Here is a 21,604-nt window from a genome sequence, read left to right as displayed (position 1 = left end):
AGCGCCATGAAAACTTCCGCGCTACGCCAGCGTCTGTCCCTGTCATCGTCTTCATCCCACCCGCGTCGTAGCAGGGGTTTTACCCTGATCGAATTGTTGGTGGTGTTGGCCATTCTGACCCTGCTCGCAGGCATTGTGGGCCCTCGCGTGCTTAACCAATTGGGCGGCGCCAAGTCCAAGACCGCTGCACTGCAGATTTCCGACATCGACAAGGCGCTTGAAATCTACAAGCTCGATACCGGCCGCTACCCTTCCAATGCAGAAGGCTTGCAGGCCCTTATCACCAAGCCAGGTTCGGCGAACGGCTGGAACGGCCCCTATCTGAAGGGCGGCGTACCCAATGACCCATGGGGCAGTCCGTACCGCTACGCCAACCCCGGCCCCAACGGTGGCATTGAAATCCTTTCACTAGGCGGGGACAGCGCGCCCGGCGGTGAAGGTGAAAACGCCGACGTCCGGAACGTCAACTGAGTTTTCTCCGCTCTTGGAACAACTGGCGATGCAGCGCTCATGGAGGGCTGGCGGCGTTGAGGGGAGCTCCCCTCGGGCCCGTCCTGCCCCTTCCTCTTCCCAGGGAAGGCGAGAGCAGTCCTGCGCCAGACGCCCCGCTTTGATGTTGCCTCCGGGTGATGCCCATGCAACCCATGCAGGACGCTCCCTCAGGACCAGCGGCTTTACCTTGATCGAAATCATGGTCGTCATGGCCTTGATGGCCTTGCTGGTCGGCCTGGTCCCTATCGCCTTTGGCCGCTTGAGCGAATCCGCGCAGTACCGCGAAACCGTGCGTGCCATTCTTACTGACATGCGCACTGCCAGGTACCTTGCGCAAAGCGGTGGTTCCGATGTCCGGTTTGCCGTCAATCTCAACCAGCGCAGTTTCGGCGTGGAAGGGCGCAAGCGTCATACTGTGCCTGAACCTTTGCAGATCCGCGCCGTCATGGCCCAGCAGGAATCCGGCGCCGATGGCGATATGGCCATCCGCTTTCTGTCCTCCGGAGGAGCTAGCGGCGGCAGTGTGGATCTGCTTCGCCCTTCGGGCGGAGGGGTCAGGTTGCGCGTGGATTGGTTTTCTGGCCGGGTCGAGCAGGAGCCCGTCGGGCCATGAGTTTCCGTTCACGATCGCCAAGGGGTCGAGTGCAAGGCTTTTCGTTGCTTGAAATCCTTGTGGCTTTTGCCATCATGGCCATCGCGCTGGGCATGCTCTATCGCGTGATGGGCAATAACGCCCGCCACACGGGTCAACTTGCAGGGCAGGAGCGGGCCATGGTGCTGGCACAGTCCCTCTTGGCGGCCTATCAGGTCGCTCCGGCTGAAGGTATTCAGGCCAGCGGGGAAACGGCCGGCTACGGCTGGACAGTGCAAAGCGCACCGTTTCCCACGCCTGCAAACGACCAGCCACGCGCGGCTCGCCTGCATGAACTGCGAATCAGCATTCAATGGATGGATGGCACCATGCAGCGCAGCTATGCGTTGGCCAGTGTGCGCCCGGAACGCAGGCCTCAGGCAGGGGGGCGCTCATGACGCTCCGTTGCTCATATGGGTTGACTGTCCGGAACGGGCGTCAGGTCGCCGGCTTTACGCTGGTCGAAGTCCTGATCGCACTCGCACTGCTGTCTTTGCTGATGCTGGGTCTCACGGGTGCCATGCGTGCCATGAGTCAGACCAGCGAAAGCATCGAACGGCGTATTGACTCTTCAGATCGCCTGCGTGTGACAGGCGCCTTGCTCAATTCGGTGCTTGGCTCGGCATCTGTTCGGCGCTTGCCGGGCGGAGGCTCCACTGGGACTGCGCAAGCCATTTTTTTTGAAGCTACTCCAAACTCACTGGCGTGGATAGGCGTCATGCCGGCTCGTTATGGCGTTGGGGGTCGCCACTACATGCGTCTGGCGCTGGAGGGCTCGCAGGTAGTGCTTCGCTATGCTCCCTGGACAGGCGCTCCAGTTTTCTCAGCATGGGGTAGTGCCAGCGCGCAGGTATTGGCCGAGCCCGTAACGGGCTTCGATCTGCGGTACCTGGAGCCTGACACTCTGCAATGGTTGCCCGCTTGGCCACCGCAGAATTTGCGACCGAACATCGTTCTGCCCTCGGCCGTCGAAGCCACCATACATGGGGTAGATCCCCCTTGGCCTCCTTTGGTGACATCCATGCGCGGACTGGCAGCCACGGACCCTTCCGTCATGAGAGGCTCTTGGGGCCCATGAAACGCAGTCGTCCTCATCACACTTCTGGCATGGCGCTGATCGCCGTCCTGTGGATCGTCGCGGCCTTGAGTCTGTTGGTCACAGGCATGTCTCAAACGGTGCGGCAGCAAATTCTTGTTGCAGGAACGCAACGCGATGAAATCGTCGGGCAAGCCCTGGGAGAAGCCGCTGTCGCGTTGACGCTGCAGGAAATACAAATCAGCCCACAGCGCCCACGCGGCATGGTGCAGGGTAGCCAGCGCTTCGATGGGGTGGACATGCAAGTGGAAGTCATGCCGCTCAACGGTTTGGTGTCGCTCAACGGCGCAGGCGCGCCTATGCTTTCGAACGTACTTCGGGTGGCGGGCGGGCTGAACCTGTCCGCTGCTGATGCCATGGCCAATACCGTAGTCCAATGGCGTGACGAACGGGCCGAGGGAAGCGACAAACGCTGGTTCGAGTCCGTGGAAGACCTGCTGCTTGTGCCCGGCTTCGACTACGCCCTGTACGAGCGAGTGAGTTCGCTTTTCACCGCCGTCACTCGCACTGGGGGGGTAGATCCCCTGTCAGCACCGCCAGAGGTTCTGGCAGTGCTGACGGACGGAAATCTGGCGCAAGCTGCGGACATCGCCGGTCGGCGTTCCACCCCCGGTGCCAATGTCGATACCAGTTTGCTTAATCAGGGCCTCGTATCCCGTGCCAACTCAGATGAATATCGAATTTCGGTCAAGGTTCCGCTGGAAGAAGGCAAAATGCTGCTCCTGACGCGAGATATTGGCCTGACCTTTACGCCTACCGGCGAGCCTTGGCGCGTATTTTCCGCTTCGCGCCGAATCCTGTCCGCATCATCGCCCTGAACCGGGGCGCGCTAATTTTTCAACATGCTTGCATCAAGCCCTGATCAACGTCGCTTTTTTGGCCTGGATGTCTCCCAGTGGCCCAGCCAATGGTCTGCGGCGGGAGATTTGCTTCTCAGTTCCCGCGCGTTTCGCTGGCTGGCACCTACCGTTCGTGTCGAGCTGATCCAGGCTAACGGCCAAAGCAGCACCTGGGACATGGTGCAAGGTACTGCCCACCTTGCGCAAGAGGGCGCGAGTTCCGAGCAGGAGGCCAGTATTCGGGCTATAGAACTCCTGCCGGAGCAGGTACTGCGTCGGCAACTGGTTTTGCCCCAGCTCGCGCGAGCTGATCTTGCCCGGGCAGTGGCGCTTGAGGTCGCAGCCATATCGCCGTTCCCGCCTGAGCGTACTGCGAGCGCGTTTGCTGCCAGGCCCGGGGCCGGCGACACCCTGGCCGTAGATGTGGCACTGACTTCCACCCAGGAAATCGAAAAGCGCTTGCAACAAGTATTAGGCACAGGCGCCTCTGACAATGTCACGGCAGAAGTGTGGGTACTGCCAGGCCCTCGCGCCAACGCTCACGAAACCTGTGTCCCGCTGGTCTTCGGAGGATATGGGGGTGCCGAACGCAAGCGGCGAGTTTCGCGAGTACTCAGTTTGCGGGCGGTGTTGCTGGCCGTAGCCCTCTTACTATTGGTTGCAGTGGCCATCACGCCCACTGTGCAAACCAGAATGAGAGCTTTGGAGGCACAGCAGGCTTTTGATCAATTGAATGCCCAGGCCAAACCGCAACTCACACAACGAGAACAAGTGGTGCAACGCACGGAGCGCCTGCAGACCATCGCCAAGCTCGCCGAACAGCAACTGGCACCTCTACCTGTTCTGGATATGCTCACAAAAACCTTGCCTGACAGTGTCTGGCTTTCCAACCTGCGGCAAGAAGGCGCCAAGGTAACTATCAACGGTATTGCCGATGACGCTGCTGCCTTGGTGCGCCTTTTGGGCAGCCAGCCTGGTGTGTCGGGTGTGCGTTCGCCGTCCCCCGCCACTCGCGTGGGTAACAGTAATAAAGAGGCCTTTTCTCTCGAGCTCACGCTTGATCCCGCCGTCTACGGGTTGTTGCGCGCAGGAGTCCAGCCATGAGCGGGGAGGGATCTGTCATCAAACGCAGAGTCCTGCGCCCTGAGCACGCCTGGCTGTTGGCAGGCGGCGCATTGCTTGTCGCCCTCTTGATCGTCGGTGTCAGCTACGTCGCTGCCAAGCACCATCAAGCCGCGACCCTGATTGAGCAACTCGAGCCTCGGTATGCGCGTCTGGCAGGCTTGCGCGCCGACGGCGAGCGGTTACGCACTACTGAAAGCACTCTTTCCGCCAATCTGTCGCGGCTCGCCTACGGCGCTGACGGAGATCCGGCTCAGGCTGGAAACTCGGCGTTGCAAGAGTTGCGCACAGCCATGACCGCGCGGGGCCTTCAAGTGGCCAGCAGCCAGGTATTGGCTGCGCGTGAGGACGGAGATTTTTTGCGCATCGGCCTCAACCTGCGTGTGGAAGGTGAACTTCCTGCTCTGCGCGACTTTCTTCGTGATATGGCGGCCATGTCCAAGTCGCCCATCATATTCAGTGAAAACACCCAACTGACACCACAGCCGGTGCAGGGGCGCCCTCACAACATCATTGCGCAGCTCAGTCTGTTCGTGCTGAAGGTGCGCCAATGAATCGCCGCATCACACCTATGCTGCTAGCACTGAACGTGCTGTTGGTCGTTGTCCTTGCCTTGTTATGGTCTGGTATCGGAGGCACCAATCATTGGTCGCCACCTGCGGCCCAGCGCCCTAACCTTGATGACTCGCGCGCGGCATTGCTTCGCACACATCCCGAGGCCGGTGCCGCATTTGCAGAAATCGTTGATCGGCCACTGTTTTCTGCTACCCGGCGCCCACCGCCACCGCCTGCTCCAGAGGCACCGGCGTCCGCGCCTGAAGTACCTCCCGTTGAACTCGACAAAATCAAGATGTTTGGCACCATCAATGGGCCTGCCCTGCGGGGTGTACTGGCTGAAGTCGAAGGCAAATCACGCTTTGTCCGCAGTGGCGACAAGATAGGCGAATGGACTCTGCGCACCATACGCAGCAGCGAAGCCGTGTTTGAAAAAGGCGACGAAGAACGCGTCATTCCGTTGCCTCTGGCTTCAGGCGCAGCACCTGCGGCTGCAGGCAACAATGCCAGGGGGGGTGCCGCTCGAACGAATGCTGCAGCTCCGCGGCCGGCGCCAGCCCGTGCTGCCCCTGCAGGCCCAGCACCTGCTCGAGCCACGCCCCCAGCGGTTTCAACACCGCTTGGTACGATGCCTCAAGTTTCCCCTCGTCCTGCAGCGCCACCGTCCGCTGCACCGACAAATCCGTCCACCGGCGACTCTCCTCCTGCCATAAAAGGGTCGTTCGGTCCATGAGGTTTTCCATATTTCACTCAAGCTTCGCGAGCCTTCTGAAGAAGGCCCAAATAGAAGCGGACGCAGGGCCGTTTCAGGTTTGCCTGCTGGTTTCACCCCGGTTTACAGGGCTCCCAGCGTGCGGCCCCCGTTGTCAATAGGTTCACAGATGCATCCACAACGCTCCACCCTCTCCTTGCTCGTGCTCACGCTGCTGGCAGGTTGCGTGACGCAGCCAGTGTCGCCTTCCAGCGCAACTCTCAGCCAAGCGGAACTGGCCGCCGCACCGCTGCCTCAGTGGCCTGCTGCCTCTTCGGCACGCAGGGCCGCGCCCAAGCCTCTTCAAGACGCGTCTGACATCGAGCCCGTCATTATTCGTGGCAATGATCAAATGCTGAAAGGTGTGAACGCTGGGCCCAGCACCATCAAGGGGCAGCCCACCAGTTTCAACTTCCAGGATGCTCCCACGGCGGAGGTGGTCCAAGTCATGCTGCGCGACCTGCTCAAGGTTGATTACGTAGCGCATCCCCCATTGCCTGGCACCATCACACTCGTCACACGGGGGCCAATCAATGCCGATAAAGCCTTCAACCTGCTGGAAAGCGCCCTGCAGATCAATGGGGTAGTCCTGGCACGCGATGCCCGCGGAACCTACCATGTCGGCACGCCAGATGCATTGAGCTCCATCGTTGCGGCTCCGCGCCTGGCGGGTAATGGCACGTTGCCTCCGGGCTACGGCGCCATCGTGATCCCGCTTGAGTATCTTGGCGCGCAGGAAATGGCCAATATCCTGCAGCCTTTGGTGAAACAAGGCTCCATCGTGCGTGTGGACACCATGCGCAACGTGCTGGTCATGAAAGGCACCAGGGCTGAAGCTGAAGGCTGGCTTGACCTGGTCAATACCTTCGACGTCAACATTCTTCGCGGAATGTCTGTCGGCATGTTCCCCCTCAAGCACACGACTCCGGAAGAGGTCCAGGCCGCCCTGCAGATGCTCTCCGGAACCATGCCTGCTGCCGGAGCTGTGCCCTCTGGCATGGCTTCAGCCAGGTTGGGCAGTACTGCGGCCAATCGAGGCAATGCGCCTCAGGCCAATGCGGCTCGTGCGGGCGGGGCGAATGCAGCGGCAGGCGCTGCGGCGGCCCCGAATGCCCCGGCCATTGGTGCCAATGCGCTGGGCGAGGGCAGCCCCCTGTTTGGCGCTGTGCGCGTCATGGCCGTTGAACGCATCAACGCCGTGCTCGTGGTAACCCCTCGCTCGGCGTACCTGGATGAAATCCGTTACTGGATCGAGCAGTTCGACCGTCCCAACATGAACAGCGCCGAACCTCAGCTGTTTGTCTACAAGGTGCAAAACGGATCCTCCGACCACCTGGCTGAACTGCTCAACGGTATTTATGGCGGGACTTCGGCGTCTGGGACCCCAGGCACTGGCGCCACCGGCGTGGCACCTGGGCTGGGCACAGTCAGCAACACATCCTCCGGTGGCTTCGGCGGCAGCGGGTTCGGAGGAGGCAGCGGCTTCGGTGGAGGAGGCGGATTCGGCGGCTCTTCCCTGGGGGGCACCGCATTTGGCTCTAACCAGCTCAACCGCAATGTGCCCACCAACCAGCAACGCGCCACCGTCAGCGGCACCACCATGCTCGGCCAATCGGTTCGCGTCATGGCCGACCGCATCAACAATACGCTGCTTATCCACGCCAAGCCCTCTGAATATGAGCGCATAGAAGCCACTCTCAAGCGCCTGGATGTCCAGCGCGCCCAGGTGCTCATTGAAGCCACCATTGTGGAGGTCATGCTGGACGACAGTCTGCAATACGGTCTTCAATGGGCTTTCAATAATGGTTTCGGAGGGAATGTTCGGGGTACCGGCATTCTCAACAATGCTACCGGCAACAATTCCGGGATTCCGCTGGCCTCTGGGTCCACCGCCTTCAACTTTCCTACCGTTACTGCAGGTACAGGTTTTACCTATGCCATTGGCAATGGCGCAGGCAACATCATGGCGGTCTTGAGCGCCCTGGCTGGCAAATCGCTTGTCAAAGTCATCTCAAGTCCTTCGCTTTTGGTGCTTGACAACCACGCTGCCAACATCAGCGTGGGAACCCAGCAACCTGTTAACGTTGGCGGTGCCATCGTCACTGGAAATGTCACCACGACGGGGAACATTCAGTACAGAGATACCGGCGTCATGCTGGGTGTAACTCCCTCAGTCAATGCGGGAGATCTCGTTACCCTTGATATTAATCAGCAGGTGACCGACGTTGGAACTGGAGATACCGTGACCGGGCAGCCTACCTTTACGCAGCGGCAGATCCAGTCGCAGGTGGCTGTACGGTCTGGTGAAACCGTGGTGCTAGGCGGCCTAATCAAAGACAATTCATCATCTGGCAGAAGCGGGTTGCCTGTGCTCTCATCCATTCCTGTGATTGGGGGCCTTTTTGGTACGCAGAGGAAGAACACGACCCGCACTGAGTTGCTTGTGGTCTTTACACCTCGCGTGGTTCGATCGGATGAGGATATTCGTGCAGTAAGTCGCGAGCTTCGCGATCGGATGGGCGGCCTCACTGCTTCGGGCATTTCAAATCTTGCGCCACCCCGTCCTGCAACTACCGCGCCCTGATACCGCTGCCTGAGTCGCTCCGACCTTGACCAGGGCCAATGCAGGGGGAACTTGCATTGGCCCTGCAAATTTATTCGCTCCACACTGAGTTGAAGGGCTGGAGATTTCGGAGCGTTGCGTGGAGCATCACCTTTTGTGGTGCTCACGCTCGGCGGAGTTTGGCATTAAAGTTGTTCAAGTGCTTATCTGGCACAAGTAGTAATGAGCATTCGCCCCTAGCCAAAAAAGTTACTCACCCAGAGGCTTCTTGTAAAGGGGCCGCGCGAGCAATAGCAGCACTGGCCTACCCCTACTTATTTCCATTTCAATTATTGGGGGATTGTTCGGTACATAGGTCAAAAACAGCCGGCGAACCGAATTGCTGCTTGTCTTGGCGCCTCAGATGGATTGATCGGATGAGGATATTCGTGAAGTAAGTCGCGAACTTCGCGATCCGATGGGCGGCCCCCTGCTTCAGGCATTTCCAAGTCTGGCGCCACCTCGTCCTGTAACAACTGCGTCTTGAGACCGTTGCCTGAGTCGTCCCAGCTCGGAGGAAACGAACTGAGGGGCTAGGGACGAGACCAGCAAGGCCGAGCTGCAATGGCCCGCACGTAGCTCTTTGCCGGGAGCGGTCGCGCCTGAAGGTTGGAGCATGGCCAGGCGTGAGATTCTTAGCGCTCAGCGGGCCAAACTTCTATACCAAGCACACCGGCGGAGGTCGTGAAATAGGCAGCGCGGAAATTTAAAGGATCCGAAAAAAGACCCAGACAAGCCAAGATGCCTTCTTGAAACCTGCACGGATTGGGGGGCAATGGTGTTGGTGAGGCGATGAGTGGCATTGAAACAACTATATGTCGTTCAGGTTGAGGCGTCGAAACCGTATGCGGAGCGTAGACACGTTCCTTGTGAACGGCTGTACTGCGGGCAAAAACAAAGGTCAAAAAATGGAGATCTTGCGCGCCCGGCCCAATCCGATGGCTGGCTCCTGCGGCAGCTTTTCAGCATTTCGAGGTCTCAAAAACTGTTGATTGGCTTTGAAAATGAAGTGCAACACGTGTTACGGCCTTTAGAGCAGGTCGGCCAGTCAATGTCCCGTTTCCATTGACGCGACCGAGCCGATAAGCGCGCACTCCAAACCTCAATGAGCTGGGCCCGACGCGGATGATGGCTCATCCGTTTGAATAGTGGTGCGCCTTACCACTGGACCTAAAGTAGAGGGTACGTTGCGTACTGAGCAGGGCTTAGGCTTCTTGCTGGAATGCTTGCTCCATTCAGGTCGCGGCACGCTTAAGCCCTTATATATAAGGGTCCCAAGGGTCATAGAGGCCCCGTCTGAACATACATATAGCAATCCAACGATAGGTTTCTTGCAATAAGGCCTTAATCGCGTCACAGCGGAAATTACCCTTATCTGTTCCGCATCCTCTTGAAGACTGGGTAACCAGTGAAGAGGGGCACCTTCAGATGGCGTTGAGCAGCCAAAGTTGGCCTCAAGGCGTTAATAGAGACAGGGGAGGCGCCTTCTTTCGGCTACATTTGGTAATGGTAAGCTGCTCAATTGTCGAGCGACTTTGCGCCGTTGGCGGGCCGCCCAGCATACAAACCAATATCTGACGGGTACGCTGAAGCGGGTCGCAGCCGAGTCTCGGTGCGGCGCAGTACGAAGTAGGTATAGCATGCGACATGCCGCATCGAGTGAACTTAGTGGCCGCAAAGCTGGTCTTACCGCCGCTGGTTCTTCCAGTTGGGCGATCCAGCCCTGTTAAATATTCTCCCTGAGGAGCTTTTTCTCCATGACATCAGTCTTTTCTTCGTTCTTGCCGCGCCGCACGCTGTTGGCGACAAGTGCCATTCTTGCGGGCGCTTTGCTGGCAGGCTGCGCTTCCATGACCGCCAAAACGCCAGAGCAAGAGGTGCAGGCCCGCGCTGAAGCCCGCTGGGATGCGCTGGTCAAGCGCGACTTTGACAAGGCCTACAACTTTGCGCAGCCGGGATTTCGTGCAGTGGTCAAGCCTGAGGCCTATAAGCAGCGATTTGGCACTGCAGGTACCTGGAAAGGCGCGCAAATTCACGAAGCCACTTGCGAGGCCGCACGCTGCACTGTTCGAGTCAGACTGACAACCGCTATCAATATTCCTAGATTTGCACGCAGTATTCCCGAAGTCGTGGGTTATCATGACGAGGTGTGGGTTCGTGACGAAGGGCAGTGGTGGTTCTTTGAGAAGCTCTGAAGTCCTTTTGTCAAGCGGGTCTACGCACTTGGGATCGTGCATATGTTGCATAAACAAAACAGTACGTTGACGAGCCATAGAATCCGATTGAATCGAAATCTCAAGCCGTGCTACGATCACCGAGCATTCCAAGAACTGGCTTGGTCCTTGCAATTACCTTTTTAATGGAGTCATAGCTATGAAGAAAAGCTTATTGGCACTCGGCGCTGTAGCCGCTCTTGGGGGCCTGGGGTTCTCTGGTGCTGCACACGCTGTGTGGGTCGTTCAAGATGTCACAGCCGCACCAGCTCAAACGCTGAGCGCGTCGACTGACACCGGTGTTGGCCACATTCTGGTCACTCCTTACTTCAACACTGCCAATCAAACTGGCACGCTGTTGTCTGTGGTGAACACCGACACTACCAACGGTAAGGCTGTTAAGGTCCGTTTCCGTGGCGCTGCTAACTCTGACGATATTCTTGACTTTACAGTCCTGCTGTCGCCTTATGACGTGTGGACCGCATCGGTCTCGCAAGGTCCTGACGGCTACTCACGCCTGTTGACGCCTGACAATTCTTGCGTGCTGCCACTGATTCCTAACGCAACCAACACCCCCGGTGGCGTTCCTTTCACTGACACTCGTCTGGATGCAGCTCTGACCGTGGAAGCACGTGCAGCTCACACTCAAGAAGGTTACGTTGAGTGGCTGAACATGGCCGACATCCGTCCAGGTTCCGAAGTTTACGAGACTATCAAGCACAAGAATGGCGTGGCTCCTTGCGGATCCACAGCATCCGGTGCTACGGTCTTGGCTAAGCTGATGAACCCAGAGATCGCACTGAGCGTCGCTGAAGCTTCGACCTTTGGTCTGACAGCTCCTACTGGCGGTCTGATGGGTAACTGGTCCATCTACAACGCGCAGAACGTGACCTCCTACGGTGGTCCTAACTCCGCGATTGTGGCTCTGCAGTCTCAATCAGTTGGTTCGCCTGTGCCAGCAGCAGCTCGTCTGTTCTTCGCACCGCAAATCGGCGCTTCGAACCCAACATTCCCTGCCGATGCTAAGTTGGTGTGGTCTGAAGAGATCGCTGGCGTTCGTAGCCGTTTCGGCGAAACAGCTGATCCGCTGTTGACCAACGCTGCTGGTGGTGGCACTACGCCTCCGCTGGTCGAAATGTTGCCTTTCGACTTGCCTGACCTGTCTACGCCTTACGTCAGCACGTACCAATACGCGCCGACTCAAGCGGCTGCGTTGAGCGCTTCGCTGGCTACTTCGGCAGTGATGAACGAGTGGACTGCTGGCACCGACAACGGTGTTGACTTCTCTACTGACTGGGTGTTCTCTCAGCCAACACGTCGTTACCAAGCAGTGGTGAACTACAACTCGCCTAAGCTGGGCGGCGGCGTAGAGTCGAAGCCAGTCTTCAACTTCTACTCGGCACCATTCTTCTACCCAGAAGGCTCGGTCCAGCTCAAAACGCGTACTTCCGGTGGCTTGTTCTTCGGTTCTATGCTGTGCTTGAGCGACGGTGTTGCAACTTACAACGCCTACAACCGTGAAGAATCGACCATTGTTCCAGTGTTCAACGGTGAATTCTCACCAGGCGCACCAGTGGGCAAAGCACCTGGCTTCTGCGGTGAAGTTGCTGTCTTGACATTCGGTGACGCATCCGTGCGCGCACTGAACGCTTCGCTGACAACTTACAACATCGCTAACGCCAGCTTGCCTGGTGGCGGCGCTGGTTGGATGTCTGTGAACCTGCCAGCTTCTAGAACTGTCAACGGTACGACTTACGCTGCAGGTCTGCCAGTGATCGGTTACGCTGCCAATACCTTCAAGGCTGCAAACTCAGCGGGTACTGGTAACTTCGGCGATGCGATCACGCACCGCTACAAGCGTCCATCTGGTCCAGCACCAGCTATCGTTCGGCCACCTGTGTCCGAGTGATGCCATAAAAGTTTCTTGAATGAAACGCCTCCAGCTTGCTGGGGGTTCTAAATTCAGAACTTTTAGTAAAAGCGGAGGGAAACCTCCGCTTTTTTTTTGGTTGTCAATGTATTACGAATACAGAACATTCAGTTTGGGGTGTCACGCGTATACTTGGCCTATTCCAACCGAAGCGTGGATCTGATCAACGAAGCTGATCGTAGCTTGCGCTTGGCGTTCCAGCCAGGTCGTTCCCTCCATGCGGAAGCTCCTTGGTCTAGCCCCGAGCAATGGCTAAATGATCCGGCTCTACCCCCTGAAGTCGACACTGTGAAATCTGTTTCTCGAAGCCTTTCTTCCATCGTGCTTGTCGCCGCAGCTATGTTGCCGGCGACACTTTGGGCCCAGTCAGCCACAAACCCCGGTGCTGTGGCACCGAACACCGACAACACGGTTCTCATTCGAGGCCCAGGTGGCGAAGTCACGACTGCGCAATTTCTAGCTGCTGTGGAGCAGCTCGTTCCGCTTAATCAGCGTGAAAGCTTTTTTTCTAACCCGAACAACATAGAACAGTTGGCGCTGTCCATTTATTCCCGCCAAACCTTGGCTGCCCAGGCGCGCCAACAGGGGTTTGATCGCAAACCAGAAGTGGAGCGCGTGACGGCTATTGCGCAGCAGCAGACCCTCTCGGATCTGTGGCTTACAAACCAAGCGGAAGCCAAACTTCCATCGCCACAGCAACTGGAGCAGTACGCACGTTCCGTGTATGAGTCGCAAAGCTCTGCCACGCGTGAAACAACTCAGCTCCGGGTGCGCCACATCATGATTGGGATCTCGCCCTCCTTGCCCGACGACCAAGCCAAGGCTAAGGCCGAGAGCCTGCTCGCCCAAATCAAGGCTGGGGCAGAATTCCAACAACTGGCACGCGCGGAGTCTACCGACAAGGGAAGCGCTCCGCGTGGCGGAGAGTTGCTGCAACCCATGGAGCTGGGCTCAGATCGATCCGCTTTCGAAGTTGCCGCAGCTGCTCTCACGAAACCCGGCCAGACGAGTGAAGTTGTCAAGTCCAATGCGGCCTATCACATCATTCAATTGATTGAGCGCAAGACGCTCTCCGGATTCGACCGGCGCCGTGATGAAATCGTAGAGCAGTCCAAGGTGCAGTTGACCGCGAAAGCCCGTGCCGATGTGCTACGGGGTGCCCAGGCAGGGGCCGAACCGAACGAGGAAGCTATATCAGCCCTCGTGCGCTCTCCCGCGGCCAAGTAACTGAGCCAGCCATTCCCCACCAAGCTCAGGAGCCCAGCCCTGGGTCAACGCACAAACGCCTCCCCCCAGAAGAGGCGAGATTCCAATCATCATGCAACTAATGAGCAGCCTGAGTGAAGATCTCCGCGCACTGTGGAGTCTGCGTCGCCTGGTGGGTGTTCTCACGCGCCGGGAATTTGAGGCGCGCAATGCGGGCTCTGTCGGCGGCATTGTGTGGGCCTGGCTGCCGCCGCTGCTCACGGTGTTTGCATACTATCTGGTGTTCGATGTCGTCTTTTCCATGCGCCTGGGAGAGCACGCGCCCACGAGCCGAGTAGGGGCCTATTTGATCGTCGGCATGCTGCCTTGGATGGCTTTTGCGGACGCCACGCAGCGCGGCATGAGCAGCTTGCTGGATGCAGGCGGCATGTTGCAGAAAAACCCGCTTCCACCAGCCATTTTTCCTGCGCGCTCTGTACTCGCCAGTAGCCTGGTGTTTTCACCCCTCATCTTGCTGTTGATTCCCATCTATACGCCCGCACACCATTTCTCCTGGGGGGTTGTGGCGGTGTTTCCTCTCTACGCGCTCCAACTGCTGTTGTGCTTTCTATTGGGCTACCTTCTTGCCGTGTTGGCGGCAGCGCTGCGTGACGTGGTGCAGGTTGTCGGCTTCTTGCTGTCCATCGGGATCTTTCTCTCACCGGTTCTTTTTCCGGCCACGATGTTCCCCGAGCCCTGGCGCTGGGTTCTTTGGCTCAATCCCATGTCAGCCCTTGTGATGGGCTATCAGTCCGCCTTGCTTCAGGGCGCCTGGCCACCGATTGAGATATGGGGTGTCATTGCGATATGGCTGGTCGGGTTGACGTTGGTGCTCAACATGGCGCTGTCTCGCAGCCGCGACCAGTTGGTGGATTGGCTATGAGCGCGACTCCCGCAGTGGTTCATGCAGATCCCACTCCTTTGCGGCTGAGCAATCTGGGCAAGGAATATCTGATCTATGACTCCCCCCGCGCCCGTTTCAAGTCCTTGATCACGGGGCGTGCCACACATCGCAGCCACTGGGCCTTGCGAGATGTTTCCTTTGAGCTCCAGCGCGGGCAGTGCCTGGGGGTTGTGGGGGCCAATGGCGCGGGCAAGAGCACACTGCTCAAGCTGATCACCGGAACCTTGCAGCCCTCGCAGGGGCAAGTTGTCCGAACCGGGCGTATCACGGCCATCCTGGAGCTGGGCGCCGGCTTTCACCCTGATTTCACGGGCCGTCAGAACCTGTACTTCGGCGGCAGCCTGATTGGCATTACGCACGCAGAGATGGCCAGGGTCGAATCCGAGATTCTGGCGTTTGCAGAGATTGGCGAGGCGATTGATCGCCCCGTCAAGACCTATTCATCTGGCATGGTGGTGCGGCTGGCGTTTGCCCTTGTCACGGCGGTCGAGCCCGACGTGCTCATCATCGATGAAGCCCTGGCAGTGGGCGATCAGCATTTCCAGAAAAAATGCATCAGGCGCATCGAAGAATTCAGGCGCAATGGCTGCACGATCCTGTTCTGCTCTCACAGTCCCTATCACATACGCCAGCTGTGCGATGTCGCACTGTGGCTGGATGGTGGCAGAGTCATGCAATTTGGCGAGACCGAGCCCGTGCTCGGCGCCTATGAAATGCACACGCGCTTGCTTTCCAGCTCGTCGGAAGATTCTGCGGAGGAGTCGCCAGGGAAACACGAACAGGTCCAGCCTGCTTCCGAGACCCTTGAAACAACGGCTGATAACGCAACCAATACCACTGCCGGCTCACCTGCGGCTCGTCGGACCCCCTCGCCAGACACCCCGGCCACCATCATCTCGGTAGACATAGCGGACCTGGGCGAAGGCGATCCTCCGCTTCTGGACAGCCGCGACCTGGTTGCCACGATCACGGTGCGTGGGCATGGGCAGGAGCGGCCCAATATTGGCTTCATGATTGAGCAGTCTCGTGGGGTGGGAATTACTTCTCTCGCCACGCACGAAGAAGACGCCAAGCCCGTGGAGATTGAACCAGGCATCTGGCGCTCAGTGCTCACGTTCCCCAAATTGCCTCTGCACAGCGGTGAATACGTGATCAGCGCTTTTCTGTTCGACGAGAGTGGGTTGGTGGTTTACGACCAGTGGTTCCAGTTCATGCATTTCAGGTTCGTCATGCCGACACTGATGCCCGGCTTGGTGAAGCTGCCGCATCATTGGGCGTGATGACAGCGGTTCGGGCTGAGGTAAACGCAGCTCGGTATTGGAACTTCGAAAAAACAAAAGTTATGACCCAAGAACAAGATCCCATTCTTCTCCTGCAGCAAGGCGAAGCGCTCCTGGCAGCCGGCGACCTCCTCGCGGCGAGCAAGGCACTCACCGCAGCACGAGGCGACACCCGTACACGCCTGGCTGCGCACAACCTGATCGAGCGTCATCAGCTTGACGACGCCTTCTGCCATTGGATGGGCGTGAATTGTGAGATATCTCCGCAAGACGACATTTTCCGTTTCTTCGACGGGCATCCCACTTCTATCAATCCCCTGCGTGACTACATGGCCGATGGCTGGCGAACGCTGGCTGAACTGATGCTGCTGCTGGAGTCAGCGGGCCGCCCCTTGCTCGGGGTGAAAAGCTTCCTGGAGTTTGCCAGTGGCCATGGCCGATTCACACGCCATCTGGTGAAAGCCATTGGCGCGCAGAATGTCACCGCCTCCGATGTCGTCACAGACGCCGTGGATTTTGCTCGTGATACCTTGGGTGTGCGCGCTTTTGCTTCTGCTTCCCGACCCGAGGAACTGGTGACTCCAGGGCGGTACGACGTCGTGTTCGTGCTTTCACTGTTCAGCCATTTGCCCAAAAGCAGTTGGACGCGCTGGTTGACCAGGCTGTATGAGAGTGTTGCGCCAGGTGGCTTGCTGGTGTTCACCACCCACGGGGCAGAAGCTGTACGCCGCCAGGGCGTGGTGCTGGATGACGAAGGATTCTTTTTCGCGCCTTCCAGCGAATCCAACGCCATTGACGCGCAAGAATACGGGACGGCTTTCACCAGCGCGGAGTTCGTGCAGGCGCAGGTGTCTCAGCACATTGGAGCGGACCGACTGCTGCGCTTTGCGCCCACCTGGTTTTGGCACCATCAAGACGCTTGGGTCATTTCCAAGCCCTGACGATAGCCTGCGCCGCTCGGACTTCGGCTGGTCTTCAAGTCCTGGAGTTCACTAGCTGATCACTCAGGCTCTGGCTGGACAGGTCAGAGCTTGGTCGCCTGCCACCCCACCCCCGTCAGTGCTGATCACTCGATGGTCGATGGTCGATGGTGGACACGAGTGGAACCTGTAGATTAGATCAAACTATAAAAGAATATTAAAGTATTCATTTATAGATTAATTTCCAATGTCTATTTAAACTAATGGTTCATTCCTGATTGGTTTAAATTTTCCATGATCTTTCCCTACACCTCGCGTCATTTTTCAGCAGAAACCCCGAACCTGAGCAACATGGCGTTCTCATCCATGCCTTCCACGGAGGAAGGATGGGCAGAGTTGGAGAACGAATACAAGGACAGGCGTCCTACAGAAGAATGCTCTGCTATCGAAGACTCTATTGCCTACACATTGAGTTTGATGTCAGAGTCCAGTGAGCTTGGTCAGCGCTTGGCGGCGATGCAGAGCAAGTGGGCGGCACTGTCCAGTGGTGATGTGGGCCTGGAAGAAAAAACGCAGCTCGGGGCCCAGCTTACCTCTGAGGCGCAGGCCTTGCTGGCGACTCTCAACTTGGATGCCCAGGACAATGCGGCGAGCCGTATAGAGTTGGAGGCAGATTATTCACAGCTGACCTCGGGCCAGGATCGCTCTGATCAGAGCGCAGCGTGCGCTCAGGTCATCAAGAGCGCCCTGGACGAAGCCAGAATGTTTCATCAGGTCCTGCAAGAAGGTATGGCGTCCTGTCACATCTGCATCACGGGCTGCGCCTCTGTACTGGCTGAATCCTCGGCCAAAGCCTGAGTCTTCGTCTAGATGTACAGGCCAGACGCGGACGCCGAGCTGCCAGTGGCCAATCGCCGGGAAGAAGCACCTGCTGCAATGGCGTTTTGCGGCCCGCCAGGAATACCCAGAGGGGCTTAAGCGGCCCCCTGGATGCCACCCGCGTGAGGCTGTGGCGGCTCTATTTCTTCAACCAGCTTTTGACACGTGTCTGCCAGCGCAGCGGGATGGCTCTGGCAACGCCAGACAGCACGGGTAAGGAGCGCAGGCGCACCAACAGCGTCAGCAGAAGCCCTTTGCTTCCTTCAGAGACCGGCGACGTGGAAGCGGCTTGACGTAGAAGCGTTTGCAGCTCCGGCCCTGGGCCCGATGGCGCTGCCAGACCCTGCAGATACTCTGCCGCATACCATTTGGCGGAGTCACCCACACTGGCATTGGCCAGAAGCTCGTGCTGGGCACTGGACTCCATGCTTGGCACAGGCGCGCCAGGGCTTTGACCCGTGGCGAAATGGCGTGCGCGGATATCTTCGAAGAACGATACCCACTGAGCGGGTGTTTTCTGCCAGGGCGTGACCCAGCTCCAGGCACGGCCTGTCAGGCGCTCTGAAAATGCCCCCAGATCTGGAGCGACCACCGGCCATCCCCCTTGCAGGCAAGCGGAAAGTGTATAGCTATAGGTCTCTGGCCATTGGGCGGGAAACCACACCAGGTCGGGTTGAAGCCACTCCAGCAGAGACGGCAGCTCTTTGTCCTCATACTTGCCGTGTACCGTCAAGCGTGCGCCCGGTTGGGTGCGCAGTGCCCGATACCCATAGCCGATCAAGTGAAACTCGATGCTGGCGCTTTGCTTGGCCGCAGCTACAGCAACGTCTTCAAGCACATCAGCGCCTTTGATGGTGCTGAGGGCGCCTATCACCGCTATTTTCAGTGGCCGATGGCCTTCCAGCCGCGCCGGTTGAGGAGCAGGTAATTGCGCGTTGTGATCGATGTCGGTATGCGGCACTATTCGCGCCGCCGTACCAGGCACCATCTTGGCGATGCGGCCAAGGGCGTCACGCGCAGGCGCAATCAAGAATCGGGCGCCGGATAGAAATTCAGCATGCGCACGGCGCCAGGTCGCAATATCCATGCCTTCGGGCGCAGGAGAGTTGGCCAGGCACTTGCCGCACTGCTCCGGTCCCAACTCGCCGCAATAGCTATTGGTCCGGTCCGTCAGGGAAATCTGAGGGCAGATGGTGTAGTAATCGTGCGCTGTGAAGTCAAAGCTCACGCCCAGTTGCTCGGGCAACGTCCGCACGAACTCTCCGTTGCCCAGTAAATGATGGAAATGCACGTGCTGCACACCGAAACGCAGCAAGGTGTCGATGAGCACGGCCTGCTCTCCCGGCAGCGAGTAAATCAGCTCAAAGCTCTCTTCAGGGTCTGGCAGACGAATGCTCACGCGCTGGCCGGGCAGGGGTCTGAGCACCAGGAACTGCGCCTGCTCTCGCAAAGCGGACGCCAGTTCATGAACGTGCCGCTCGGTGCCACCCTGGCGATCATGCAATATGGCCAGAATGACCGGCCGGTGCCCGTCCTGAATGCGAGCGATGTCTGCGGCAAGGCGCGCCGGCTGGGCCGGATCGACCTGCAAGAAGCGCATGACATCGCCTTCATAGCGGGGGTGCAGCCGCCGGAGGGTCTCCATGGCAGCGCGCTCGCGGGGGCTCTTGGCCGCGCCGAAGCTGACGCCGCCGGCGTGGCGCACGAAAGTGTCCAGCACGTGCAGGTTTCGCCAGCCCGCGTCGGAGGCACGGACACAGAAATCGTTTTCTTCCCCGTAGCCTTTGCCAAAATTTTCCACGTCGAACAAGCCTATGGCCTGCAAAGCGTCGCGCCGGATGTACATGCAAAAGCCGATACCCGTGGGAACATCTACGACCTGGCCCGCGCTGGTACGAGCGAACAGGGCGTCAAGCCGCGCAGTGTCCCAGCCTTCTGGCAGTTCGTTGTCAGCACAGAACCGGGGATAGCTGCAGATGGTGGCGTTATTGGAAAAAGGCGTGACCGACGCAACCTTCTGGTCGCAATAGGCGGCTGCGCGAATGCGGTCGAGCCAGTCGTTGGCCACCTCAGCATCGCTGTTGAGCAGCAGTGTGTCATGGGTGCCCGAAAGCGCCATGCCGCGATTGACCGTGCCCACGAATCCCAGGTTGGTTTCGTTTTCGAGCAATTCAATCCGCGAATCCGTCTTTGCAATCTCGCGCAGCCAGGCCGTCACTTCCGGCTCTGGGCTGGCATCGTTGATGACAATCAGCCGCCAGAGAGTGCGGCATTCGGAGCGCAGCACGGAAAGCACGCAACACTGGGTGTCAGCCAGACCCCGGTAGACGGGGACGATGACGTCAACGGGGTGATCGGGTGGAGTCAGGGGCTGCGCCAACTTGACCTGGCTGGGGTCCGCCGAAACGGGGCCTCGGCCCAGCAATTGATCCAACTTCATTTTGGCGCGCACCAGAGGTCGGCTGGCTCTAAAGACGGTGGAATTTTCCAGGAATTGAATGTGCTGGATGGCCTCTTGCAACTGCAATTTATGGTGGCGAAGGTCGTTGGACTGGACTGCGAGGGCGCGCCGGAATCTGGCCAGCTCCTCCGCATGATTGACGGCCAGTTGATCGTGCTGAGCACCGAATTGCTGATGGAGTCGGCTGAGTTCCTGATGATGGCGCTCTGCGACTTCCAGTCGTTCGCCCTCAATCTGTTCGCCTAATTCTCTGTGAAGGCGTGTCAGTTCAAGCTGGTGGGACGCCTGCAGCTCTTCCCTGGTCCGCGCAATCCGGTGTTCCGCCAGCTGTGTTCGAGTCTCAAACTCCGTGACTGCGCTTGCGAGCGCCAGATAGTCCGCCGACATGGGCCAACCCATGTCAACCTCAAGATGGCCACCTGCGGCCGCAGCCACGACGGGCGCCGTGACAGGCAACTCCACCCAGGGGTCGTTTCCATGCAGCAGTGCCAGCACGGTCGATGAAACATCGCCCAGTGGACGGAACAGCATTTCCTGATGAGGCGCGCTTGCGAGCAGCGCGCCGTCTTGGCCTTGCCATTGCCAAAGGCGTGTGCCGTCCGCGGCATACAGTCTCATGGCGTGGAAATGGACGAAGCCAGGGCGGTCCGCCGGATCGAGGCGCAGTGTGCGGGCTGTGGGGGCAGCCGGCAAATCAAAGCGCAGCGTCTGGCGCGGAGTGCCTACGACCCCCGCAGCGCTGATCTTGCCTTCCTGAGTGAAAGCATGGCTGGATTCACCACCTTCCGTTCCGAGGAAAAGCTCGGCGGTGAAAAACGCGCGCGCGGGCAGGGCAGAGGAATGAACCTCACGGCTGACCGTGCTCAGTTGTTCGCCCGCAGCCAGGGGCCGGATAATCGCAATGAACTGATAGGTCAGAGCATCTGGCAGAGCCAGCAGGTGCCGCGCCACACTGGGCGGCAGGGCATCAAACGACGACCTGAATTCGGAGTCCGGCAACTCGCGATCAACGGTTTCCAGGTGCTCGGCCACCCAGTTTTGCTCCGCCAGAAATCTCTGCAGGCTGAGCCGGGTGAAGAAATGGACGTGGGTTTCATCCAGCAGGCCCTCTGGCCTATACAGGAATTCCCCAGCCATCAATTCGGCGATCAGGCCGGTGTAGGCCACGTTCGGGATGGACAGCAAGGCCCGCCCGCCAGGGGCCAGCAACTGCTTGCATTCCCCCAGAACGCGGTCCGGGTGTCGAATATGTTCCAGGACGTCCGCGCAAATGATGATGTCGTAGCTGGCGGCCTCGAACACTTCTCCCAGCTTCACGGTGTCCAGGTCAGCCACCTCGACTCGGCGGTAGTGCGCAGAAGCGAGTTGGGCCTCGTCCGCACTGATGGTGAGTCCATCTATGGTGACGCCGCTATCTTGTTCCTTCAAATACCTTCCGACCGCGCCACTTCCACAGCCGAGGTCGAGCACTCGAGCGTTCTGAGGAATGTGGCCGGCAAGAACAGATAAAGACGTTCGTTCGCGGGAATCAATATGCCGCTCATAGATATGCAGCGGGGAAGCAGTTGGCGCCATGAGAATCTTCAATGCCGAAGAGCGGAGAACGTCCAGGAGCCTGGGATATTCAATCCAGCGAAACTAATCGCTGGTACCGATGTCGCTCTGTGGGCTCCTCCGTGAGACT

At 58.7% G+C, this 21,604-nt stretch carries 17 protein-coding genes; 16 read left to right on the top strand and 1 reads right to left on the bottom strand.

Features of this window, described 5'->3' with window-relative positions:
• Window positions 1-6 precede the first annotated feature (6 nt).
• From gspG to ABIE13_RS22510, 16 genes are all read left to right on the top strand, one after another.
• A complete protein-coding gene (gene gspG / locus ABIE13_RS22585) occupies window positions 7-471 on the top strand; it encodes a type II secretion system major pseudopilin GspG (RefSeq protein WP_354447665.1) in 465 nt (154 codons plus the stop codon).
• A gap of 142 nt (window positions 472-613) precedes the next feature.
• Window positions 614-1,105, top strand: a complete 492-nt coding sequence (locus tag ABIE13_RS22580) for a pilus assembly FimT family protein (RefSeq protein WP_354447956.1) — start codon at window positions 614-616, stop codon at window positions 1,103-1,105.
• Window positions 1,102-1,521, top strand: coding sequence for a type IV pilus modification PilV family protein (locus tag ABIE13_RS22575; RefSeq protein WP_354447663.1), 420 nt, complete (start codon window positions 1,102-1,104; stop codon window positions 1,519-1,521). The genes ABIE13_RS22580 and ABIE13_RS22575 overlap by 4 nt, the downstream gene beginning before the upstream one ends.
• Window positions 1,518-2,201 carry a prepilin-type N-terminal cleavage/methylation domain-containing protein gene (locus tag ABIE13_RS22570; protein WP_354447661.1) on the top strand — a complete coding sequence of 228 codons (684 nt, stop codon included), beginning with the start codon at window positions 1,518-1,520 and terminating at the stop codon, window positions 2,199-2,201. Before ABIE13_RS22575 ends, ABIE13_RS22570 begins: the two co-directional genes overlap by 4 nt.
• Window positions 2,198-3,037 carry a general secretion pathway protein GspK gene (locus ABIE13_RS22565; protein WP_354447659.1) on the top strand — a complete coding sequence of 280 codons (840 nt, stop codon included), beginning with the start codon at window positions 2,198-2,200 and terminating at the stop codon, window positions 3,035-3,037. Before ABIE13_RS22570 ends, ABIE13_RS22565 begins: the two co-directional genes overlap by 4 nt.
• Before the next feature lie 24 nt (window positions 3,038-3,061).
• Window positions 3,062-4,162, top strand: coding sequence for a PilN domain-containing protein (locus tag ABIE13_RS22560; RefSeq protein ID WP_354447657.1), 1,101 nt, complete (start codon window positions 3,062-3,064; stop codon window positions 4,160-4,162).
• Window positions 4,159-4,734, top strand: coding sequence for a type II secretion system protein GspM (gene gspM / locus ABIE13_RS22555; protein ID WP_354447655.1), 576 nt, complete (start codon window positions 4,159-4,161; stop codon window positions 4,732-4,734). Before ABIE13_RS22560 ends, gspM begins: the two co-directional genes overlap by 4 nt.
• A complete protein-coding gene (locus ABIE13_RS22550) occupies window positions 4,731-5,468 on the top strand; it encodes a hypothetical protein (protein ID WP_354447653.1) in 738 nt (245 codons plus the stop codon). The genes gspM and ABIE13_RS22550 overlap by 4 nt, the downstream gene beginning before the upstream one ends.
• Before the next feature lie 148 nt (window positions 5,469-5,616).
• The gene (gene gspD / locus ABIE13_RS22545; protein ID WP_354447651.1) at window positions 5,617-8,070 is read left to right on the top strand and encodes a type II secretion system secretin GspD; all 2,454 of its coding nucleotides are present in this window, start codon (window positions 5,617-5,619) and stop codon (window positions 8,068-8,070) included.
• A gap of 1,775 nt (window positions 8,071-9,845) precedes the next feature.
• Window positions 9,846-10,283: a hypothetical protein gene (locus ABIE13_RS22540; RefSeq protein WP_354447649.1), complete on the top strand. Its 438-nt coding sequence runs from the start codon at window positions 9,846-9,848 to the stop codon at window positions 10,281-10,283.
• A 178-nt stretch (window positions 10,284-10,461) separates the two neighbouring features.
• Complete coding sequence (locus tag ABIE13_RS22535; protein ID WP_354447647.1) at window positions 10,462-12,210, top strand: hypothetical protein; 1,749 nt, start codon at window positions 10,462-10,464, stop codon at window positions 12,208-12,210.
• 309 nt (window positions 12,211-12,519) lie between these two features.
• Window positions 12,520-13,458, top strand: coding sequence for a peptidylprolyl isomerase (locus ABIE13_RS22530; protein WP_354447645.1), 939 nt, complete (start codon window positions 12,520-12,522; stop codon window positions 13,456-13,458).
• Window positions 13,459-13,558: 100 nt separating this feature from the next.
• Complete coding sequence (locus ABIE13_RS22525) at window positions 13,559-14,359, top strand: ABC transporter permease (RefSeq protein WP_354447954.1); 801 nt, start codon at window positions 13,559-13,561, stop codon at window positions 14,357-14,359.
• Window positions 14,356-15,660 (top strand): ABC transporter ATP-binding protein, encoded by a 1,305-nt coding sequence (locus ABIE13_RS22520; RefSeq protein ID WP_354447643.1) that lies wholly within the window; start codon window positions 14,356-14,358, stop codon window positions 15,658-15,660. Before ABIE13_RS22525 ends, ABIE13_RS22520 begins: the two co-directional genes overlap by 4 nt.
• Before the next feature lie 62 nt (window positions 15,661-15,722).
• Window positions 15,723-16,601 (top strand): class I SAM-dependent methyltransferase, encoded by an 879-nt coding sequence (locus ABIE13_RS22515; protein WP_354447641.1) that lies wholly within the window; start codon window positions 15,723-15,725, stop codon window positions 16,599-16,601.
• 273 nt (window positions 16,602-16,874) lie between these two features.
• Window positions 16,875-17,438 carry a hypothetical protein gene (locus ABIE13_RS22510; RefSeq protein ID WP_354447639.1) on the top strand — a complete coding sequence of 188 codons (564 nt, stop codon included), beginning with the start codon at window positions 16,875-16,877 and terminating at the stop codon, window positions 17,436-17,438.
• Between the two features lie 160 nt (window positions 17,439-17,598).
• Here the strand turns inward: ABIE13_RS22510 and ABIE13_RS22505 are convergent, their stop codons facing one another.
• Window positions 17,599-21,495, bottom strand: a complete 3,897-nt coding sequence (locus ABIE13_RS22505; RefSeq protein ID WP_354447637.1) for a methyltransferase domain-containing protein — start codon at window positions 21,493-21,495, stop codon at window positions 17,599-17,601.
• Between the last annotated feature and the right edge of the window lie 109 nt (window positions 21,496-21,604).

Origin of the sequence: Ottowia thiooxydans, assembly GCF_040548795.1 — a bacterium.
GTDB classification, from domain to species: Bacteria; Pseudomonadota; Gammaproteobacteria; order Burkholderiales; family Burkholderiaceae_C; genus Ottowia; species Ottowia thiooxydans_A.
This window is presented reverse-complemented; position numbering and strand designations above follow the sequence as displayed.